Raw genomic sequence first — 18,123 nt, 5'->3', positions numbered from 1 at the left:
GCCATTCCTTTCGTCGTTCCAGCGGATGGGACAGGCGTCGTCGGGGCGGGGACCGTGGGCGCTGGCGCGTGCTGCGTCAATGCGTTGCGCGGTCGTCGTTGTCACGGCGGCGTGCGGTTCGTAAGGCCCGGTGCTTGGCCGCGGCCGACAGGGGAAACATCAGTGGGCGACCGGACCGACGTGGGGCGCGACCTGTTGTCCGTCGCACTCGATCACATGACCAACGGCATCGTCGTGCTGGATGAGGACGAGACGGTGCTGCTGGTCAACGAGCGGATGCACCGGCTGTTCGCGCTCCCGCCCGGCGCGATCGTGCCCGGGACGACGCTGGCGCAGCTGCTGGAGCATGTCGGGCGCAGCGTGGGCTGGGATACGGCGCGCGTCGCACGGGTGCTCGACAATCATCGCAGCTGGAAGCGCGCGGGGACCGACCGCCAGCTCGATCACCATTATGACGACGGGACGGTGCTGCGCATCGTCTATCGCCCCTATCCGGCCCGCGGCGGGGTGCTGACCTATGACGACATCACGCAGGAGGCGCAGCGGGCGACGCTGGCACGGGCGCGGACCGATGCCGCGCGCCAGTTCCGCGGCGACGTGGGCGAGACGGTGGGCGGCGTCGCGCGCGTCGCCGCCGCGATCCGCGCGCGCGGTGACGATGCCGCGGCGGCGACCGACATCGTCGCCGCACGGGTCGGCGACATCGCCGGACTGTCGGCGCAGGCATCGACCGGCATGGCCGCGGCGGCGGATGCCGCGGGGCGGCTGAACGGCACGATCGGCGAGGCGGCCGACGCGATCGACGATGCCGCGGGCGTCGCGGGCCAGGCGCGCGAGGCCGCGGAGCGCAGCAACGCCGCGGTGGCGAAGCTGGCCGACCACGCGCGCGCGATCGGCCCGGTCCTCGACCAGATCGGCGCGCTGGCGGCGCAGAGCCGGCTGCTGGCGATCAACGCGACGATCGAGGCGGCGCGCGCCGGTGAGGCGGGGCAGGGCTTTCGCGTGGTGGCGCAGGAGGCCAGGCTGCTGACCGACCAGATCAGCCGCGCGGCGGGCGGCATTTCCGACCATGTCGACGCCATCCGTGACGGCGTGGGCGAAGTGGCCGGCGCCCATGCGGTGATCCGCGGCCGCCTGAACGACGTCCATGCGCGCGCCGCCGCGGTGCGCACGATGATGCAGGCGGAGCGGGTGGAGGTCGCCGCGGTGGCGCGGGCCGCGCGCGAGATCGCGGGGAACGGCGACCTGGCGGTCCGCCATGCCCATGCGCTGGAGGACGCGCACCGGCGGCTCGACGCGGCGTTCCGCGACGTCACCGCGCAGGTCGATGCCGCCGAACGGCAGGTATCGCAGCTGGTCGACGGCGCCGACCGTTTCTGGTCGATGCACTTGGCCGCGCACCACGATGCCGGCTGACGCCGTCCCGGCCGGCGCCGCCGGCGGGGATCAGCCGAGCGCGGCCTGCTTTTCCGCGGCGAGCCGGTCCAGTTCGGCGCGGCTCTTCTTTTCCGCCGCGGTCTTCAGCTGGCCGCACGCCGCGTCGATGTCGCGCCCGCGCGGCGTGCGCACGGGGGCGGAGATGCCGCCCTCGAACACGATCTCGCTGAACCGCCGCACCCGTTCGGGGGTGGAGGTTTCGTACGGCGCGCCCGGCCACGGGTTGAACGGGATCAGGTTGACCTTGGCGGGCAATTTGTACTGGCGCAGCAACCGGACCAGTTCGTGCGCCTCGGCGTCCGAATCGTTCCTGTCCTTCAGCATCACATATTCGAACGTGATGCGCCGGGCGTTGTTGGCGCCGGGATAGTCGGCACACGCCTGCAACAGTTCCTCGATGCCGTATTTGCGGTTCAGCGGGACGATTTCGTCGCGCACCTCCTTGGTCACGGCATGGAGCGACACCGCCAGGTTGACGCCGATCTCCGCCCCCGCGCGCGCCATCATCGGCACGACGCCCGACGTCGACAACGTGATCCGCCGCTTCGACAGCGCCAGCCCGTCACCGTCCATCACCAGCTTCAGCGCGTCGCGCACCGCGTCGAAATTGTACAGCGGCTCGCCCATCCCCATCATCACGATGTTGGTCAGCATCCGCCCTTCGGGCTGGCTGGGCCATTCGCCCAGCGAATCGCGCGCCAGCATCACCTGCCCGACGATCTCCCCCGCGGTCAGGTTGCGGACCAGCCGCATCGTCCCGGTGTGGCAGAAGCGGCAGTTGAGCGTGCAGCCGACCTGGCTCGACACGCACAACGTCCCCCGATCGGCGTCGGGGATGAACACCATCTCGTAATCCTGCCCGTCGGGGGAGCGCAGCAGCCACTTGCGCGTGCCGTCGGTCGACACCTGCGCCTCCACCACGTCCGGCCGGCCGACCACGAACCGCTCGGCCAGCCACGGGTGCTGCGCCTTGGCGATATCGGTCATCGCGGCGAAATCGGTCGCGCCGCGGTTGTAGATCCAGTGCCAGATCTGCTTGGCGCGCAGCTTGGCCTGGCGCGCGTCCATCCCGGCCGTGGCCAGCGTCTCGCGCAGCTGTTCCTTGGACAGCCCGATCAGGTCGGTGCGGCCATCCTCGCGCAGCGTCGGCGCGCGCGGGACGGGCACGGGATCGATGTGCCCCGGAATGGGCATGGCGGCGGCCGGCTCTGTCAGCATCGCGGCGATATAGCTGGATCGCGCGGGTTTTTCCAGTATCCGCTACCGGCAGCCCAGCTGCGCCGCGTCGATCGCGGTGGCGGCGCCCGCCAGCGGATAGGTGTCCGCGATCGTCCGCCCCGCGGCATCCAGCGTCACCAGCGTCATCGCGCGCGCGCTGCGTATCGCGTTCAGGATCGCGCGGTCGGTCGCCGCGTCGGGCGCGCGCGCGGTTGCCCGGTCGCCGACCAGCGCGAACCGCCGTTCGCCCACGACCAGCGTGATCGCCGCGCCGGCCCCGCGCGCGTGCGACAGGCGGAAGAAGACCGCCGGCGCGCGCGCCGCGCCCTGCCGCGCGGCGACGCTGCCGAAGGCGCCGCGCCGGTCGCTGTCGCCGCCGGGCAGCACCGGCTGCGCGATCGCGAAGCAGCGCCGCGGCCCGGCCCCGCCCACGCTGCCGGCCTCGCGAATCGCCGCCCAGCGGTGCCATACGCCCAGCGCGACGCGCTCGCCCGCCAGCGCCAGCGCCAGCGCCCAGATCACCGGTGCGTCACGCCGGCGCGTGCCCCGTGCCCAGGTGCACCACCTGCTCGCGCCCGCGCTCGATCAGCGTCACGGTCCCCTGCGGATGGCCCGGCAGCACCGGCGCGCCGCACGGATCGGCCGGCGCGCCGGTCATCACACCGCGCAGCACGCGGCTGGAAATGCCGTGCATGATGACCAGCCGGTCGCCCGGATCGTCGTTCGTATCGGCCAGCCAGCCGGACACGCGCGCCGCGATCGCATCGTACCGCTCGCCATCGGGGGCGCATTTCAAGAGGCCGCCGGGCAGGATCACCGGGCCGACCTCCTCCACCACATCGGCGTAATAACGCCCGCCCCATGATCCCATGCCGATCTCGGTCAGTCGTTCGTCGGTGCGCGCCTCGTGCCAGTCGAGCCCCAGATGCTCGGCGACGATCGCCAGCGTCTGCAACGCGCGGCCGGTGGGGCTGGCCCATAGCGTCAGCGCGGGCTTCTCGCCCAGCGCATCGCGCAGCGCGCGGCCCATCTCCTCGGCCTGGGCGAAGCCGGCGCGGGTCAGCGGGGTGTGCGGCGCGTCGCCCTGCAACCGGCGCGCGGCGTTGAAGACGGTTTCGCCGTGGCGGGCGATGAAGTCACGTCCGTGGCGGGTCGCGGTCATTCCCGTCCTGTCCCCCCGCTGTTGCCGAAAAGCAACGATTTTTCCTGTTTAGGCAGGGTTCATGCAACGCCGCCGCGATCCGTTATTTGAACGCCACGCCCCGCGTTCTGGGGTGGGTAACTGGAGTGAGACATGCGTAAGCTTGCAATGGCCACCGCCGCGGCCGCGTTCGGCGCGATGCTGGCGGCCCCCGCGATGGCGCAGGACGGCCCGTTCGCCGGTGGCCGCGTTGAGGCGCTGGCCGGCTATGACAACGTCCAGGACGGCGGCGACGGTTCGTCGGAGGGCACCAGCGGCTTCACCTACGGCGGCCTCGTCGGCTACGATTTCCAGCGCGGCAACACCGTGTTCGGCCTGGAAGGCGAACTGACCGACGCGACCACCAGCACGCGCACCTACAATGCGCTGGCCGCGGGCGACCGTTTCTCGGTCGAGGCGGGACGCGACATCTATCTGGGCGGGCGCATCGGCGCGGTGATCTCGCCGCAGGCGATGGTCTATGCCAAGGGCGGCTACACCAACGCACGGGTCGAAAGCCGCTACACCACCGGCGCCGCCGGCGCGACCGAGACGATCGACAAGGTGAACCTCGACGGGTTCCGCGTCGGAGCGGGGCTTGAGTACAAGCTGTCGCCGACGTCGTTCATCAAGGGCGAATATCGCTATTCGCACTATGGCAATGTCGACAACGTCGACATCGACCTCGACCGGCATCAGTTGATGGCGGGCATCGGCATCCGCTTCTGACGCGCATCGTGCGGCCGGTTTTCCACAGGAAATCGGCCGTGCCACCGGCTTGGGACCGTTATGGAGGGTCGGGGCGCTTGCTCCGGCCCTTCATCTTTGGCTAGGAAAAGTCGGCCAATTGCCCCTGGTGAGTTTGATGACCTGCGGGCCGGGGGAAGAGTTGAGATGAAGGCGACGATCGAACGCGCGACGCTGCTGAAGGGGTTGAGCCACGTCCAGTCGGTGGTGGAGCGGCGCAACACCATTCCGATCCTGTCGAACGTGCTGCTGGAGGCGACCGCCGAGGGGCAGTTGCGGCTGATGGCGACCGACCTCGACCTGCAGATCAACGAATCGGTCGCCGCCGCTGTCGACCAGCCGGGCGCGACCACCGTGTCGGCGCACACGCTGTTCGACATTGCGCGCAAGCTGCCGGAGGGCGCGCAGGTGTCGATCACCGCGGCCGACGGGCGGATGGCGATCGTCGCGGGCCGCGCGCGCTTCTCGCTCGGCACGCTGCCGCGCGACGATTTCCCGGTGATCGCCGAGGGTGAGCTGCCGCACCAGTTCGAGCTGCCGGTCGAGACGCTCCGGCAGATCATCGACAAGACGCGCTTCGCCATCTCCACCGAGGAGACGCGCTATTACCTCAACGGCATTTTCCTCCATACCACGGAGGGCGTGCTGAAGGCGGCGGCGACCGACGGCCACCGGCTGGCGCGCGTCACCGTCGACCAGCCGCAGGGCGCCGAGGGCATGCCCGACGTGATCGTGCCGCGCAAATGCATCGCCGAACTGCGCAAGCTGCTCGACGAGGTCGACGGCTCGGTCGGCGTGTCGCTGTCGGGGACGAAGATCCGCTTCGACCTAGGGCAGGCGATCCTGACGTCGAAGCTGATCGACGGCACCTTCCCCGATTACAGCCGCGTCATCCCGACCGCCAACGACAAGATCCTGAAGCTCGATCCCAAGAGCTTCATGGAGGGCGTCGACCGCGTCTCGACGATCGCCACCGAGAAGACCCGCGCGGTCAAGATGGCGCTGGATCGCGACAAGATCACGCTGTCGGTGACCAGCCCGGAAAACGGCACCGCGGCGGAGGAAGTGCCCGGCGAATATGTGTCGCTGCCGTTCGAGATCGGCTTCAACAGCCGCTACCTGCTCGACATCCTGGGGCAGATCGACACCGACACGGTCGAGGTCCACCTGGCCGACGCCGCCGCGCCGACGCTGATCCGCGAGAACGACAAGAGCCCGGCGCTCTACGTGCTGATGCCGATGCGCGTGTGACGCCGCCGACCCGCCGCGCGCCCGCCCCGGCGGCGCGCGGTTGATCGGCATCAGCCTGATTGCGCGGAACGAATCGCCCGCGCGGGCCGTATCGTCGGCCCTATGACCATTCCTACCACTCCCATGTTTCCATGGGTTCACGATGCGCAATCCGCGCTGGAGACATTGCTCCAGCGCCACGTCGCGGCGCGCGATTTCCCCTGCGTCGGGGCCAAGGCGGCGCTGGCGCGCGGCACGTTGATGGTGTTGGCGTGCAGCCGTATCGACAGCGCCTGGGACGATCTGCGCATCCACGACGCGCTGATGCGCTTCGCCGCGGACTACCGCGCCGAACCCGGGCTGTTCCGCAGCTTCGCGGTGGTGTTCGACGGGCCGGACGCGCTCGACGAACCCGCGTTCGAGGCGGCGCTGTGGCAGCGGCTGCAGTCGCTGTCGGACAAGGACGTGTGGCGCGGCCAGTCGTATGACGCGCGCGTCAGCGCCGATCCGGACGATCCGCATTTCTCGCTCAGCTTCGGCGGGGAGGCGTTCTTCGTCGTCGGGCTGCACCCCGCCGCGTCGCGCCCGGCGCGGCGGTTCGAACGCCCGACGCTGGTGTTCAACCTCCACGACCAGTTCGAAACGCTGCGCGCCGACGGCCGCTACGAAACGATGCGCGAGGCGATCATGGTCCGCGACGAGGCGATTGCCGGATCGCGCAACCCGATGCTCGCCCGCCACGGCGAGATGAGCGAGGCGCGCCAGTACAGTGGCCGCGCGGTCGATCCGCAATGGCGCTGCCCGTTCCACTACGGCGGCGGGGACACGGCATGAGCGACGCGGGCACGCAGGTGATCGGGCCGCGCAGCGGGGCGGGGTTCCGGCTGGCGGCCGGGCAGCTGCTGACCGTGATCGATGCGGAGGGGCGGCAGGTCGCCGACCTGCTCGCCTATAATGCGGCGGACGTGCGCGAGGTGATCTCGTCGGGTCGCACGCTCGATTATGCCGAGACGATCCGGCTGACCACCGGCCACCTGCTCTATTCCAACCGCTCGCGCCCGATGCTGGAGATCGTCGAGGACAGCGTCGGGCGGCACGATTTCCTGCTGACGCCATGTTCTTACGACACGTTCCACCATTTCTACCCCGATCTGCCGCCGCATCGCGGCTGCTTCGGCAATCTGGCGGAGGCGCTGGCGCCGTTCGGGGTGACGGAGGACGCGATCCCGGTCGCGTTCAACTGCTTCATGAACGTGCCGGTCGATGGCGCGACCGGACGGCTGGAGGTGCTGCCCCCCACCAGCGTTGCGGGCGACCGGATCGTGCTGCGCGCGCGGATGGATCTGGTGATCGGGCTGACCGCCTGTTCTGCGCCGGCATCGAACGGCGGCAGTTTCAAGCCGATCCACTATCGGATCGACGACCCGTCCTGACCGCGCGCCGCTACGATCGGGCGGACGTGTCCGCGCTTTTGCGCGCGACGACGTCGCGCAGCCGCTGGGTATAGCGTTCGGCGAGGTCGAGGTGGAGCCGGCGGATCGCCTTGACGTCCGATTCGCGGGCGAGGGCACGTTCTTGATCCGAACGGCGGCGGAAGAATTCGGCATCGTCGGTGGCTGACATGGCGCAACCTTTCTGATCGAGCGAAGGGGGCCGCCGGCACGCGGCGGCGCTGATGCATCATGCGCCGCCCGACCGCGCGCGGCTATCAACTCGATCAAGATTTCGCCACAATGTCCGGCGCTTGGCCCTCGCGGGCGGTCGCGCTACCCGCCGCCGTGCAGGTTGATCTTCTGCCCCGTGACATAATCGGCATCCGCCGACACGAAGAAGGCGACCGCCGCCGCGACGTCCTCGGGCGTGGAAACGCGGCCGAATGGCGACTGCGCGTCCAGTTCGTGAATGTCGGCCACCCCGCGCGTCGCCATCGCCAGCCGCTTGCCCATGTCGGTGACGGTCAGCCCCGGCGCGACGATGTTGACGCGGATGCCGTGGACGCGCTCCTCCTTGGCCAGCGTCTGCGCCAGCGCCTCCGCCGCCGCCTTGCCCATGTTGTACGGCGCGCCATTGGCGGCGTGGTACAAGGTCGCCACCGACGAGATCATCACGATATCGCCGCGCGGGCGCTGGCGCATCCACGGGATGACCAGTTTCGACAGATAATGCGGCGCCAGCGCATGGGTGCGCACCACGCGTTCCAGCTCGGCCGGATCGGTATCGGCCACCGATTGCCCGCGGCTGGCGATGCCGGCGTTGTTGACCAATATGTCGATCGCCCCGAAATCCGCCGCGACCGCGTCCACCAGCGCGGCGCAGGCGTCGAACGAATCGACCGATGCGGGATAGGCGCGCGCGCGCCGCCCCATCGCCTCGATCGCGGCGACCACCTCCGCCGCGGCATCCGCATCGCGGCGGTAATTGACCGCCACGTCCGCGCCGTCCTGCGCCAGCCGCAGCGCGATCGCGCGCCCGATCCCGCGCCCTGCGCCCGTCACCAGCGCGACGCGCCCCGCCGGCGCGCTCATGCGCGCGCGACCTTGCTGTAATCGGGGCGGCGCTTCTCCAGGAAGGCGGCCAGCCCCTCGGCAAAGGCATTGTCGCCGACGGTCAGCATCTGGTTGCGATCCTCCATCGCGATCGCCGCTTCCAGCGAGGGCGCGTCGATGCTCATCCGCAGACACTCCTTGGTCAGCCGCAGCCCCAGCGGCGAGGCATCCAGCATCCGTTCCACCAGCGGCACGGCCGCCGCCTCCAGTTCGGCATCGGGGACGATCCGGCTGACCAGGCCGCACGCCAGCGCGCGCTCGGCATGGATGAAATCGCCGGTCAGCATCAGTTCGGCGGCCAGCGACGCGCCGACCAGCCGCGGCAGGAAATAGCTGACGCCGATATCGCACGCCGACAGGCCGATGCGGATGAAGGCGGCGTTCATCCGCGCACTCTCCCCCGCGATCCGCACGTCCGACGCCAGCGCCATCGCGAAGCCGCCGCCGCATGCGGGGCCGTGGATCAGGCTGACGATCGGCTGCGGGGCGTAGCGCATCGCCATCACGATCTCCGCGATCGACCGCTGGTGGCGCAGCCGGTCGATCGTGTCGCGCTCGACCGGATCGGCCTTCAGGTCCAGCCCCGCGCAATAGGCGCCGCCCGCCCCGCGCAGCACGACGACGCGCACGTCGCGGTCGGTCGCCAGCGCGCGGAAATAGTCGGACAGTTCGCCGACCATCACGTCGTCCAGCGCATTCAGCCGGTCGGGACGGTTCATCGTCACCCATTCGGTCGCGCCGCGCCGCTCCACGACGATCGTCTGCCGCTGCGTCATCATCCTCTCCCCAAGGCTTCTTTGCAGGGCAAGGTGGCATAACTAAAGTTATCCCGCAACGGCGATGGCGGCACGGCGGCGGATCGGGCACAAGCCGGGACGCATGGACCATGAATTCTCCCGCGCCTTTCCCGATGGCCGAACCGAGTCGCACCGCCGCGCGATCGCGCAGGAGGCACCGGTCGCGATCGAGGTCAACGGCCTGGGCTATGCGGTGATGATGGCGACCCCCGCCGACCTTGCCGATTTCGCGACCGGATTCGCGCTGTCCGAACGGATCGTCGCCGATGCGGCGGAGCTGGCGGCGATCGACGTGCATGACACGCCGCGCGGGACGATCGTGCGGCTCGCCGTGCCCCCGGCGCGCGCCGCGGCGGTCGCCGACCGCGTGCGGCGGCGCGCTAGCGACAGTTCGTGCGGACTGTGCGGGATGGACAATCTCGACGCCATCCACCGCCCGCTGCCGCGCGTCCCCGCCGCGACCGCGCCGATGGCGGCGGTGTTCGCCGCGCTGGCGGCGATGCGCGCGCATCAGCCGCTCAACGCCGCGACCGGCGCCGCCCATGCCGCGATGCTGTGCGCCGCCGACGGCACGATCCGCTGCGCGCGCGAGGATGTCGGCCGCCACAATGCCTTCGACAAGCTGATCGGCGCGATGGCGCGGGCTGCGATGGCGTGGGACGGCGGCTTCGCGCTGCTGTCGTCGCGCTGTTCGTACGAACTGGTGGAAAAGGCGGCGCTGGCCGCGTGCCCGATGCTGGTCACGGTATCCGCGGCGACCACGCTGGCATTGTCGCGCGCCGCCGCGGCGGGGTTGACGCTGGTCAGCCTGGCGCGCGACGACGCGGTGCTGATTGCCGATCCCGTGCGTTAGGTGTGCCATGACCCAGCAACATGACGACCGCCCCGATTTCACCCCCTATCCCGGCCCGGCGGGCGGATGGGGATCGCTCCGCTCGCTGGCGGACATCATCCCGCGAGAGGGCAATCCGGTCGTCACCAGTGCCGAGCTGCTGCGCCAGAACAAGCCCGACGGCTTCGCCTGCGTCAGCTGCGCCTGGGCCAAGCCGAACCCGACGCACACCGCCGAATTCTGCGAGAATGGCGCGAAGGCGACGGCGTGGGAAATCACGTCGCAGCGCGTCACCCCGGCGTTCTTCCGCCAGCACACGCTGACCGAGCTGCGCGGGTGGAGCGACTACCGGCTGGAGGAAGCCGGGCGGCTGACCCATCCGATGCGCTACGACCGCGCGACCGACCGCTATGTCGTCGCGCCGTGGGAGGAGGCGTTCGCCGCGATCGCCGCGCGGCTGAAGCCGCTCGATCCGCGTTCGGTGGTCTTCTACGCCTCGGGTCGTGCCAGCCTGGAAACCTCGTTCCTGTGGCAGCTGATGGCGCGGCTGTACGGCAACCAGAACCTGCCCGACAGTTCGAACATGTGCCACGAATCGACCTCGGTGGGGCTGAAGGCGTCGATCGGCGTGCCGGTGGGCACCGTGAAGATCGAGGATTTCGACCACACCGACTGCATCCTGCACTTCGGGCAGAATGTCGCGACCAACAGCCCGCGGATGCTCCACCAGTTGCGCGGCGTGCACAAGCGCGGCGCACCGATCGTGGTGTTCAACCCGCTGCGCGAACGCGGGCTGGAGCGGTTCACCGATCCGCAGAACCCGATCGAGATGGCGACCGGCGGCGAAACCCCGATCGCGACCCAATATCATCAGGTGGTCGCCGGCGGCGATATCGCCGCGATGACCGGCATCGCCAAGTGGCTGATCGACAACGACCGCCTCGATCATGACTTCATCGCGCGCCACACCCATGGCTATGCCGACTTCGCCGCCAGCGTGCAGGCCGCCGACTGGGCGGATATCGAGCGTGAATCGGGGCTGACGCGCGCCGCGATCGAGACGGTCGCGGCCACCTATGCGCGCGCCAAGGCGGCGATCGCAATCTATGGCATGGGGCTGACCCAGCATGTGAAGGGCGTCGACAACGTCCGCATGCTCGTCAATCTGATGCTGATGCGCGGCAACATCGGCAAGCCGGGCGCCGGGCTGTGCCCGGTGCGCGGCCACAGCAACGTACAGGGGCAGCGCACCGTCGGCATCACCGAGAAGACCGAGCTGGCCCCGGTCGATGCGCTCAAGGAACGCTACGGCTTCACCCCGCCCACCGAAAAGGGACTGGATACGGTGGAGGCGTGCCGCGGGATCATCGACGGCACGGTGAAGGCATTCCTGTCGCTGGGCGGCAATTTCGCGCGCGCGGTGCCGGAAACCGATCTGGTCGAGGACGGGTGGCAGCGGATGGACCTGTCGGTGCAGATCGCCACCAAGCTCAACCGCAGCCACCTGCTGCCCGCCGCGGGCGACACCTGGCTGCTGCCGTGCCTGGGCCGGATCGAGCGCGATCTTCAGGACAGCGGGCCGCAGCGCGTGACGGTGGAGGATTCGACCAGCGTCATCCACGCCTCGCTGGGGAAGGTCGATCCGGCCAGCCCGCACCTGTTGTCCGAACCCGCGATCGTCGCCGGCATCGCCAGGGCGCTGCTGCCCGCCAATCCGGCGGTGAAATGGGACGAATGGGTCGGCGACTATGCGCTGATCCGCGACGAGATCGCCGCGATCTTCCCCCACTTCTTCGCCCGCTTCAACGAGCGCCTCGCCGAGGAGCCGGCGGGCTTCTGGAAGGGCAACAAGGCATCCGGGCGCGAATGGGACACGCCCAGCGGCAAGGCGGAATTCCTGTCGCCCAAGGAGCTGAACGCCACCGGCTTCGCCGCCGCGGACGGGCGCTACCGCCTGCTGACGCTGCGGTCGAACGACCAGTTCAACACCACCGTCTACGGCTATTCGGACCGGTTTCGCGGGATCAACGGCACGCGGCAGGTGGTGCTGATGAACCGCGACGATATCGCGAAGGCGGGGCTGTCGAGCGGGCAGAAGGTGACGCTGGCGAGCGACGCGGGCGACAATCACGACCGGCGCGTCGGCGACCTGATCGTCGTCGAATACAATGTTCCGCTCGGCTGCATCGCGGCCTATTACCCCGAGTGCAACCCGCTGATTCCGCTGGAACATCATGCGGAGGAAAGCCACGTCCCGGCCGCCAAGTCGGTGCCGGTGCGGATCATCGCGTAACCACGCCAAGCCTCTTGACGCGCGCGTCACCATAACAGACGTTATCCCTTGATAACCCGGCAAGAGGGAGAGGGATGTGCAGCTTGGCCGCGATATAGCGGCGGTCGTCACCGGGGGCGCGTCCGGACTGGGGCGCGCCACGGCGGAGGCGCTGATCGCCGCGGGCTGCCGCGTCGCGCTGTTCGATCGCAATGCCGATATCGGCCCCGATGTGGCGCGGGCGATCGGCGCGACCTTCTGCCATGTCGACGTCACCGACCAGGCGTCGGTCGATGCCGGTTTCGCCGCGGCGCGCGCCGCCAACGGGCAGGAACGGGTGCTGGTCAATTGCGCCGGCGGCAGCGTCGGCGGCCCGAACAAGACGGTGGCCCGGTCGAAGGACGATGGCACGATCGTCCCCTATCCGATCGACAATTATCGCGCGACGCTCGAACTCAATCTGGTTGGCACGTTCCGCTGCATCGTCGGCGCGGCGGCGGGGATGATGACGCTGCCGCCGACCGCCGACGGCGATCGCGGCGCGATCGTCAACACCGCCAGCGTCGCGGGGGAGGAAGGGCAGGTCGGCCAGATCTCCTATGCCTCCGCCAAGGCCGGGATCATCGGCATGACCCTGGTCGTCGCACGCGATCTGGCGGCGGAGGCGATCCGCTGCAACACGATCCTGCCCGGCATCTTCGACACCCCGCTGCTGGCGCGCGCCAAGCCGCAGGTGAAGGCGGCGCTGGGCGCGATGGTGCCGTTCCCGAAGCGGCTGGGCCGCGCCGACGAATATGCGCGGCTGGCGCTGGAGATGATCCGCAACCCCTATTTCAATGGCGAGGACGTCCGGCTGGACGGCGCCATCCGCATGCAGCCGAGGTAGCGCCGATGAACTTCGACTATTCCGACGAGCAGAAGATGCTGAAGGAGGAGGCGCGCCGCTTCCTGGGCGCCCGCTGCGACACCGCGGTGGTGCGCGGCGTCCTCGACGATGACGACCGGCATCATGACGACGCGCTGTGGCGCGCGATCGCGGCGCAGGGCTGGCTCGGCGCCGCGATTCCGGAGGCCTATGGCGGGCTGGGGCTGGGCCATTTCGAACTGTGCGCGCTGGCGGAGGAACTGGGCCGCACGCTCGCGCCGGTGCCGTTCGCCTCCACGGTCTATTTCGTCGCCGAGGCGCTGATGCTGCTGGGCAGCGAGGAACAGAAGACGCGCTGGCTGCCGAAGATCGCGGCGGGCGAGGTCATCGGCGCCTTCGCCACGTCGGAAGGGCCGGGCGCGGTCGCGCCGGGGCGGATCGCGACGCGCGTTGCCGACGGCCGGCTGAGCGGCACCAAGATCCCGGTCACCGACGGGCAGATCGCCGACCTGCTGGTCGTGCTGGCCGACGACGGCCTGTACCTGGTCGAGGGGCCGGTCGCCGCCGAGCCGCTCGCGACGCTCGACCCGACGCGCGCCGCCGCGAGGATCGTGTTCGACAGCGTGCCCGCCGAGCGGCTGGGCGACGAGGACGGCTTCGCCGCGATGCAGGCGGTGTTCGACCGCGCGGCGGTGCTGCTGGCGTTCGAGCAGCTGGGCGGCGCCGACCGCGCGCTGGAAATGGCGAAGGACTATGCGCTTCAGCGGCACGCCTTCGGCCGCGCGATCGGCGGCTATCAGGCGATCAAGCACAAGCTGGCCGACATCTACGTCAAGAACGAGATCGCGCGCTCGAACGCTTATTACGGCGCCTGGGCGCTGGGCAGCGGCGCGGCCGAACTGCCGCTCGCCGCCGCGACCGCGCGCGTCGCCGCCAGCGAGGCCTATTGGTTCGCCGCCAAGGAGAATATCCAGACCCACGGCGGCATCGGCTTCACCTGGGAAGCCGATCCGCAGCTCCACTACCGCCGCTCGCGCCAGTTGGCGCTGGTCGCGGGGGCGCCCGCAGTATGGCGCGAGCGGCTGGTCGCGCAGCTCGAACGCCGCAACGCGGCCTGAAGCGAGGAACGGCACGATGGACTTCAACGATACCGCCGACGAAGCTGAATATCGCGCTCGCGCGCGAGACTGGCTGGCCGCGAACGTCGCCGCGCACAAGGCGATCGACCATGGCGACGACATGGCCGCGGCACGCGCGTGGCAGGCGCGCAAGGCCGCGGCCGGCTATGCGCAGATCACCTGGCCGAAGGAATGGGGCGGGGGCGGCGGCACCCCGATCCAGAGCGTCATCTTCGGACAGGAAGAGGCCAGGCACCCGGTCCAGTACGGCTATTTCACGATCGGGCTGGGGATGTGCATCCCCACCGTCATGGCCTTCGCCGACGATGCGACGAAGCAGCGGTTCGTCGGCCCGGCGCTGCGCGGCGAGGAAATCTGGTCGCAGCTGTTTTCCGAACCCGCCGGCGGATCGGACGTCGCGGCGATCCGCACCCGCGCGGTCCGCGACGGCGACGACTGGGTCGTCAACGGGCAGAAGGTGTGGACGTCGGGCGCGCATTATTCCGACTTCGGCATCGTGCTGGTGCGCACCAACCCCGACGTGCCCAAGCACAAGGGGCTGACGATGTTCTGGCTCGACCTGCGCGCGCCGGGGGTGGAGATCAGGCCGATCCACCAGATGTCGGGCGGCTCGAACTTCAACGAAGTCTATTTCACCGACGTGCGCATCCCCGATTCGCAGCGGCTCGGCGCGGTCGATGCCGGGTGGAAGGTCGCGCTGGTGACGCTGATGAACGAGCGGCTGGCGGTCGGCGGCGGCGGCGGCGCGGGGCCGAAGGAGATATTGAAGCTGGCGCGCGAGGTGGACGGCGCGGACGGCGGCAAGCTGCTCCACGATCCCGCCTTCCGCCAGAAACTGGCCGACTGGTGGGTGCAGGCGGAGGGGCTGCGCAACACGCGGATGCGCACGATCACCGCGCTTAGCCGCGGCCAGACGCCGGGGCCGGAAAGCTCGATCGGGAAGATCATCGCCGCCAACCAGTTGCAGGACATCGGCAACTCCGCGGTCGAGGCGGAGGATCAGTACGGCATCATCGCCGACCCCGCGCTGGCGCCGCTGCGCGGGCTGTTCCAGTCGGCGACGCTCAACGCGCCGGGCCTGCGCATCGCCGGCGGCACCGACGAGATCCTGAAGAACATCATCGCCGAGCGCGTGCTGGGCCTGCCCGGCGAAATCCGCACCGACAAGGATGCGGCGTTTCGCGACCTGCCGGCGTAACGGGGGCGGAGCGACCCATTGTTCGCCATCCGCTCTCCATCCGCCGTCCATCCGTTCGTGCTGGGGAGAGGTTCGACAGGCTCAACGGCTCCTCAGGGCGAACGTAAACGCTCCGGCGCTGGCGAGCGCGCCGCGCGTCAGTTCGTCGTGCTGACCGTCCAGGTCGCGCTGACGATCCCCGGCCGCCGCGCGATATGCGCGACGATCCGGTCGAGGTCGGTGGCCTCCGCGCTGGTCGGCAGCAGCGCGGCGGCCAGTTCGACGGCGGCGTCCGATTCGGTCATCACCTCGATCTCGCGCACCGGATAATCGTGGACCTCCAGCTCCTCGTACAGCAGGTCGCGCGCCATCGACACGCGCTCGGGCGCGCAGACCACGTGGACGCGGTACAGCGCCTCGGTATGGCGTTCGGCGATCGGGCGGCGGTTCACGAAATCGACCAGCGGACGCAGCATCGTATTGCCCGCCAGTACGAAGCCGGCGACCACCGCCGCCTCCGCCAGCCGCCCGACCCCGGCGAACGCGCCGACCGCGGCCGACGTCCACAGCGTCGCGGCGGTGTTGAGGCCGCGCACCTGCGTGCCTTCCTTCATGATGACGCCCGCACCCAGGAAGCCGATGCCCGACACGACATAGGCGATCACCCGTGCGCCGCCGTCCTGCCCGGCGGTCTGCACCCCCAGGTCGACGAACGCCGCCGCGCCCACCGCGACCAGCACGTTAGTGCGCAGCCCCGCGGTGCGTTGCCGCCACTGTCGCTCCAGCCCGATCGCGGTGCCCAGCACGAACGCGGTCGCCAGCGCGCACAGTAGCCGCCAGCTGTCGGTCAGGGGGAAGATCGTCTCCACAGCGCGCGCGGTGCGCCGCGAATGTGACGTTCGCGTGACGCCGGACCCGTTCCCGCCGTCACGACGGGCGCCGGATCGTCAGTTCTGCTTCTTCTCGGCCGGCGCCTGTTCGTCGGCGGCATCGCGGTTGGCGCGCGCGGTCATGCCGGTGACGGAGGCGTCGTCCAGCATCTGCTCGTCGGGCGCGGGCGGCGGCGCCTCGGGCAGCGCGGCGACATTCTCGACCGGCGTCGGCGCGGCGGTGGGCATCGGCTCCGGCGTCGGCGTGACCTCGGCCGGGGCAATCTCCTCGACCGCCATGTTGGTGTCCGCCGGCGGGGTCTCCGGCTCATCATGGCGCGAACAGCCCGCCAGCGCGGTCGCCGCCAGCACGGTCGCCAGGAAAAGCGGGGTCGAACGCTTGGTCACATGGATTCCTTTGCTCATGTCGTCGCCTGTGCCTGTACCTGCGAACGCCGCTCGATCGTAGCCGCCAGTTTCGCATCCCAGCCATAGGGATCATCCCGGAAGCCGACCTGCCCGTCGGCGCTGGCGAAGGCGGTCCAGTAGAGCAGGTACACCGTGACCGGCTCCGCCATGCGCGCGCGCACCGTCTTGCCGGCCGCGACCGCGGCGTCGATCGCGTCGGGCTGCCATTCGGGGGTGGTCCTCAGCAGCAGCTTGGCCAGTTCGTCGGGCTTTTCCAGCCGGACGCAGCCGTGGCTGGCCAGCCGGTCGAACCGCGAAAAGCCCGATTGTGCGGGCGTGTCGTGCAGGTACACCGCGAAATCGTTGGGGAAATCGAACTTGAACCGGCCCAGCGCGCTGCGCTCCGACGCCTGCTGCAATCTCTTGCTGCCGTCGCCATTGTCGATCACGCGGAAGCCGTTGCGCTTCAGATAGCCGGGGTTGGCGCGTTCCTTGGGCCACAATTCCTTGGTCGCGATCGACGTCGGTACGTTCCATGGCGGGTTGATGACGATGCTGTTGATCTTGGAGATCAGCATCGGCGTCTCGTTCCCCGGACGCCCGGTCACCGCCTTCATCGACATCACCGGCGCATCGCCGTCGAACGCGGTCAGCACCGCCGCGGCGATGTTCACCTGCACGCGCTTCTGGTCCAGCCGCGGCGGCAGCCAGCGCCAGCGTTCCAGATTGGCCATGATCTGGCGGATGCGCCGTTCGACCGGCACGTTGAGCGCGGCCATCGTCTGCGACCCGACGGTGCCGACGGGGTTCAGGCCATAGCGCCGCTGCGCGCGCCGCACCGCGTCGAGCAGTGCGGCGTCGAACGTGTCGCCGCTCTTCGCAACCTGCGGGTCCTCCGCCGCCAGCCGCGCGCGCAGCGTGGCGACCGCCGGCCCCCGCGAACCGAAGACGGGCGCGGTCGCCACCACCGGCCAGCCGCCGTCCGCGGCGATCCGGTGATAGCGCGCCAGCCCCGCGACCAGCGCGTCATAGCCGACATAGGGCGGGGGCAGCGCGCGCACCCAGGCCGACAGTCGGTCGTTCGCCACCGCCGCGGCGAAATCGGGCAGCGGATCGTAGGCGGGCGGGCGGATGCCCCAGTCGCGCTGGAAATCCTCCGCCATCAACCGCCCGCTGCGGATCGCGCGTGCATGGTCGAGCGCCGCACGCACCAGCGCCGCGCCGTCCAGCCGGTCGAGGTCGGTGCGCCGGGAATAGCGCAGCCCCTGCGCCACTTCGTCGTCGGCGATCAGCGTCGCCAGCTGCCTCGCCTGCGCCGCAGACAGCGTGGGCAGTGTCACCGGCGCGCGCGCGACCGGCGCCAGCGGGCCGGGCTGAGTGGGGGCGGGCGGGGTGATTGTCGGAAC

General features: G+C 70.1%; 19 protein-coding genes. 10 read left to right on the top strand and 9 right to left on the bottom strand.

Going from position 1 to position 18,123, the window contains the following annotated elements; translation table 11 throughout:
* Positions 1-162 precede the first annotated feature (162 nt).
* Complete coding sequence (locus AX685_RS00190) at positions 163-1,416, top strand: PAS-domain containing protein (RefSeq protein WP_066484234.1); 1,254 nt, start codon at positions 163-165, stop codon at positions 1,414-1,416.
* Positions 1,417-1,446: 30 nt separating this feature from the next.
* Here AX685_RS00190 and rlmN read toward each other — a convergent pair whose 3' ends face one another.
* Genes rlmN through AX685_RS00175 form a run of 3 tightly spaced genes read right to left on the bottom strand, consistent with a single transcriptional unit; the run spans position 1,447 to position 3,817 of the window.
* A complete protein-coding gene (rlmN, locus tag AX685_RS00185; RefSeq protein ID WP_066484233.1) occupies positions 1,447-2,655 on the bottom strand; it encodes a 23S rRNA (adenine(2503)-C(2))-methyltransferase RlmN in 1,209 nt (402 codons plus the stop codon).
* A gap of 42 nt (positions 2,656-2,697) precedes the next feature.
* A complete protein-coding gene (locus tag AX685_RS00180) occupies positions 2,698-3,177 on the bottom strand; it encodes a hypothetical protein (RefSeq protein ID WP_066484230.1) in 480 nt (159 codons plus the stop codon).
* A 7-nt stretch (positions 3,178-3,184) separates the two neighbouring features.
* On the bottom strand, positions 3,185-3,817 hold the full coding sequence (locus tag AX685_RS00175; RefSeq protein WP_066484227.1) for a histidine phosphatase family protein: 633 nt from the start codon (positions 3,815-3,817) through the stop codon (positions 3,185-3,187).
* Between the two features lie 132 nt (positions 3,818-3,949).
* On the opposite strand from AX685_RS00175, the gene AX685_RS00170 reads away from it, so the two are divergent.
* From AX685_RS00170 to AX685_RS00155, 4 genes are all read left to right on the top strand, one after another.
* On the top strand, positions 3,950-4,564 hold the full coding sequence (locus tag AX685_RS00170) for an outer membrane protein (protein WP_066484225.1): 615 nt from the start codon (positions 3,950-3,952) through the stop codon (positions 4,562-4,564).
* 165 nt (positions 4,565-4,729) lie between these two features.
* Positions 4,730-5,833 (top strand): DNA polymerase III subunit beta, encoded by a 1,104-nt coding sequence (gene dnaN, locus AX685_RS00165; RefSeq protein WP_066484224.1) that lies wholly within the window; start codon positions 4,730-4,732, stop codon positions 5,831-5,833.
* 102 nt (positions 5,834-5,935) lie between these two features.
* The gene (gntA, locus tag AX685_RS00160) at positions 5,936-6,646 is read left to right on the top strand and encodes a guanitoxin biosynthesis heme-dependent pre-guanitoxin N-hydroxylase GntA (protein ID WP_066484222.1); all 711 of its coding nucleotides are present in this window, start codon (positions 5,936-5,938) and stop codon (positions 6,644-6,646) included.
* Positions 6,643-7,245 (top strand): DUF1989 domain-containing protein, encoded by a 603-nt coding sequence (locus tag AX685_RS00155; protein ID WP_066484220.1) that lies wholly within the window; start codon positions 6,643-6,645, stop codon positions 7,243-7,245. Before gntA ends, AX685_RS00155 begins: the two co-directional genes overlap by 4 nt.
* A 10-nt stretch (positions 7,246-7,255) precedes the next feature.
* Here AX685_RS00155 and AX685_RS00150 read toward each other — a convergent pair whose 3' ends face one another.
* The 3 genes from AX685_RS00150 to AX685_RS00140 all read right to left on the bottom strand — a co-directional run bounded on the left by AX685_RS00150 (position 7,256) and on the right by AX685_RS00140 (position 9,137).
* Positions 7,256-7,435, bottom strand: coding sequence for a hypothetical protein (locus AX685_RS00150; RefSeq protein ID WP_066484218.1), 180 nt, complete (start codon positions 7,433-7,435; stop codon positions 7,256-7,258).
* 143 nt (positions 7,436-7,578) lie between these two features.
* Complete coding sequence (locus AX685_RS00145) at positions 7,579-8,337, bottom strand: SDR family NAD(P)-dependent oxidoreductase (RefSeq protein WP_066484216.1); 759 nt, start codon at positions 8,335-8,337, stop codon at positions 7,579-7,581.
* Positions 8,334-9,137 carry an enoyl-CoA hydratase/isomerase family protein gene (locus AX685_RS00140; protein ID WP_443026240.1) on the bottom strand — a complete coding sequence of 268 codons (804 nt, stop codon included), beginning with the start codon at positions 9,135-9,137 and terminating at the stop codon, positions 8,334-8,336. The genes AX685_RS00145 and AX685_RS00140 overlap by 4 nt, the downstream gene beginning before the upstream one ends.
* Before the next feature lie 100 nt (positions 9,138-9,237).
* Between AX685_RS00140 and fdhD the strand changes: the two genes are divergently transcribed.
* The 5 genes from fdhD to AX685_RS00115 all read left to right on the top strand — a co-directional run bounded on the left by fdhD (position 9,238) and on the right by AX685_RS00115 (position 15,461).
* Positions 9,238-10,008: a formate dehydrogenase accessory sulfurtransferase FdhD gene (gene fdhD, locus AX685_RS00135; RefSeq protein WP_066484215.1), complete on the top strand. Its 771-nt coding sequence runs from the start codon at positions 9,238-9,240 to the stop codon at positions 10,006-10,008.
* A gap of 7 nt (positions 10,009-10,015) precedes the next feature.
* Positions 10,016-12,280, top strand: a complete 2,265-nt coding sequence (locus tag AX685_RS00130) for an FdhF/YdeP family oxidoreductase (RefSeq protein WP_066484214.1) — start codon at positions 10,016-10,018, stop codon at positions 12,278-12,280.
* A 76-nt stretch (positions 12,281-12,356) separates the two neighbouring features.
* The gene (locus AX685_RS00125) at positions 12,357-13,145 is read left to right on the top strand and encodes an SDR family NAD(P)-dependent oxidoreductase (RefSeq protein ID WP_066484213.1); all 789 of its coding nucleotides are present in this window, start codon (positions 12,357-12,359) and stop codon (positions 13,143-13,145) included.
* Between the two features lie 5 nt (positions 13,146-13,150).
* On the top strand, positions 13,151-14,242 hold the full coding sequence (locus tag AX685_RS00120; protein ID WP_066484211.1) for an acyl-CoA dehydrogenase family protein: 1,092 nt from the start codon (positions 13,151-13,153) through the stop codon (positions 14,240-14,242).
* Between the two features lie 16 nt (positions 14,243-14,258).
* Positions 14,259-15,461 carry an acyl-CoA dehydrogenase family protein gene (locus AX685_RS00115; RefSeq protein WP_066484209.1) on the top strand — a complete coding sequence of 401 codons (1,203 nt, stop codon included), beginning with the start codon at positions 14,259-14,261 and terminating at the stop codon, positions 15,459-15,461.
* Positions 15,462-15,598: 137 nt separating this feature from the next.
* Here the strand turns inward: AX685_RS00115 and AX685_RS00110 are convergent, their stop codons facing one another.
* From AX685_RS00110 to AX685_RS00100, 3 genes are all read right to left on the bottom strand, one after another.
* Positions 15,599-16,309: an MgtC/SapB family protein gene (locus AX685_RS00110; protein ID WP_066484207.1), complete on the bottom strand. Its 711-nt coding sequence runs from the start codon at positions 16,307-16,309 to the stop codon at positions 15,599-15,601.
* 78 nt (positions 16,310-16,387) lie between these two features.
* Complete coding sequence (locus AX685_RS00105; RefSeq protein ID WP_231738479.1) at positions 16,388-16,717, bottom strand: hypothetical protein; 330 nt, start codon at positions 16,715-16,717, stop codon at positions 16,388-16,390.
* 14 nt (positions 16,718-16,731) lie between these two features.
* On the bottom strand, positions 16,732-18,123 hold a 1,392-nt coding region (locus tag AX685_RS00100), incomplete at its 5' end, for a L,D-transpeptidase family protein (RefSeq protein WP_066484203.1).

The organism is Sphingomonas sp. CCH9-F2, assembly GCF_001556735.1.
Classification (GTDB): Bacteria; Pseudomonadota; Alphaproteobacteria; order Sphingomonadales; family Sphingomonadaceae; genus Sphingomonas; species Sphingomonas ginsenosidimutans.
The sequence above is the reverse complement of the archived record's forward strand: the minus strand, read 5'-3'. Positions and strand labels throughout refer to the sequence as shown.

What these genes read in the sequence shown, in the direction of transcription:
- rlmN (WP_066484233.1), bottom strand. Translation starts at nt 2,655, where the DNA reads ATGCTGACAGAGCCGGCCGCCGCCATGCCCATTCCGGGGCACATCGAT.
- AX685_RS00175 (WP_066484227.1), bottom strand. Translation starts at nt 3,817, where the DNA reads ATGACCGCGACCCGCCACGGACGTGACTTCATCGCCCGCCACGGCGAA.
- AX685_RS00170 (WP_066484225.1), top strand. Translation starts at nt 3,950, where the DNA reads ATGCGTAAGCTTGCAATGGCCACCGCCGCGGCCGCGTTCGGCGCGATG.
- dnaN (WP_066484224.1), top strand. Translation starts at nt 4,730, where the DNA reads ATGAAGGCGACGATCGAACGCGCGACGCTGCTGAAGGGGTTGAGCCAC.
- gntA (WP_066484222.1), top strand. Translation starts at nt 5,936, where the DNA reads ATGACCATTCCTACCACTCCCATGTTTCCATGGGTTCACGATGCGCAA.
- AX685_RS00155 (WP_066484220.1), top strand. Translation starts at nt 6,643, where the DNA reads ATGAGCGACGCGGGCACGCAGGTGATCGGGCCGCGCAGCGGGGCGGGG.
- AX685_RS00150 (WP_066484218.1), bottom strand. Translation starts at nt 7,435, where the DNA reads ATGTCAGCCACCGACGATGCCGAATTCTTCCGCCGCCGTTCGGATCAA.
- AX685_RS00145 (WP_066484216.1), bottom strand. Translation starts at nt 8,337, where the DNA reads ATGAGCGCGCCGGCGGGGCGCGTCGCGCTGGTGACGGGCGCAGGGCGC.
- AX685_RS00140 (WP_443026240.1), bottom strand. Translation starts at nt 9,137, where the DNA reads ATGATGACGCAGCGGCAGACGATCGTCGTGGAGCGGCGCGGCGCGACC.
- fdhD (WP_066484215.1), top strand. Translation starts at nt 9,238, where the DNA reads ATGGACCATGAATTCTCCCGCGCCTTTCCCGATGGCCGAACCGAGTCG.
- AX685_RS00130 (WP_066484214.1), top strand. Translation starts at nt 10,016, where the DNA reads ATGACCCAGCAACATGACGACCGCCCCGATTTCACCCCCTATCCCGGC.
- AX685_RS00120 (WP_066484211.1), top strand. Translation starts at nt 13,151, where the DNA reads ATGAACTTCGACTATTCCGACGAGCAGAAGATGCTGAAGGAGGAGGCG.
- AX685_RS00115 (WP_066484209.1), top strand. Translation starts at nt 14,259, where the DNA reads ATGGACTTCAACGATACCGCCGACGAAGCTGAATATCGCGCTCGCGCG.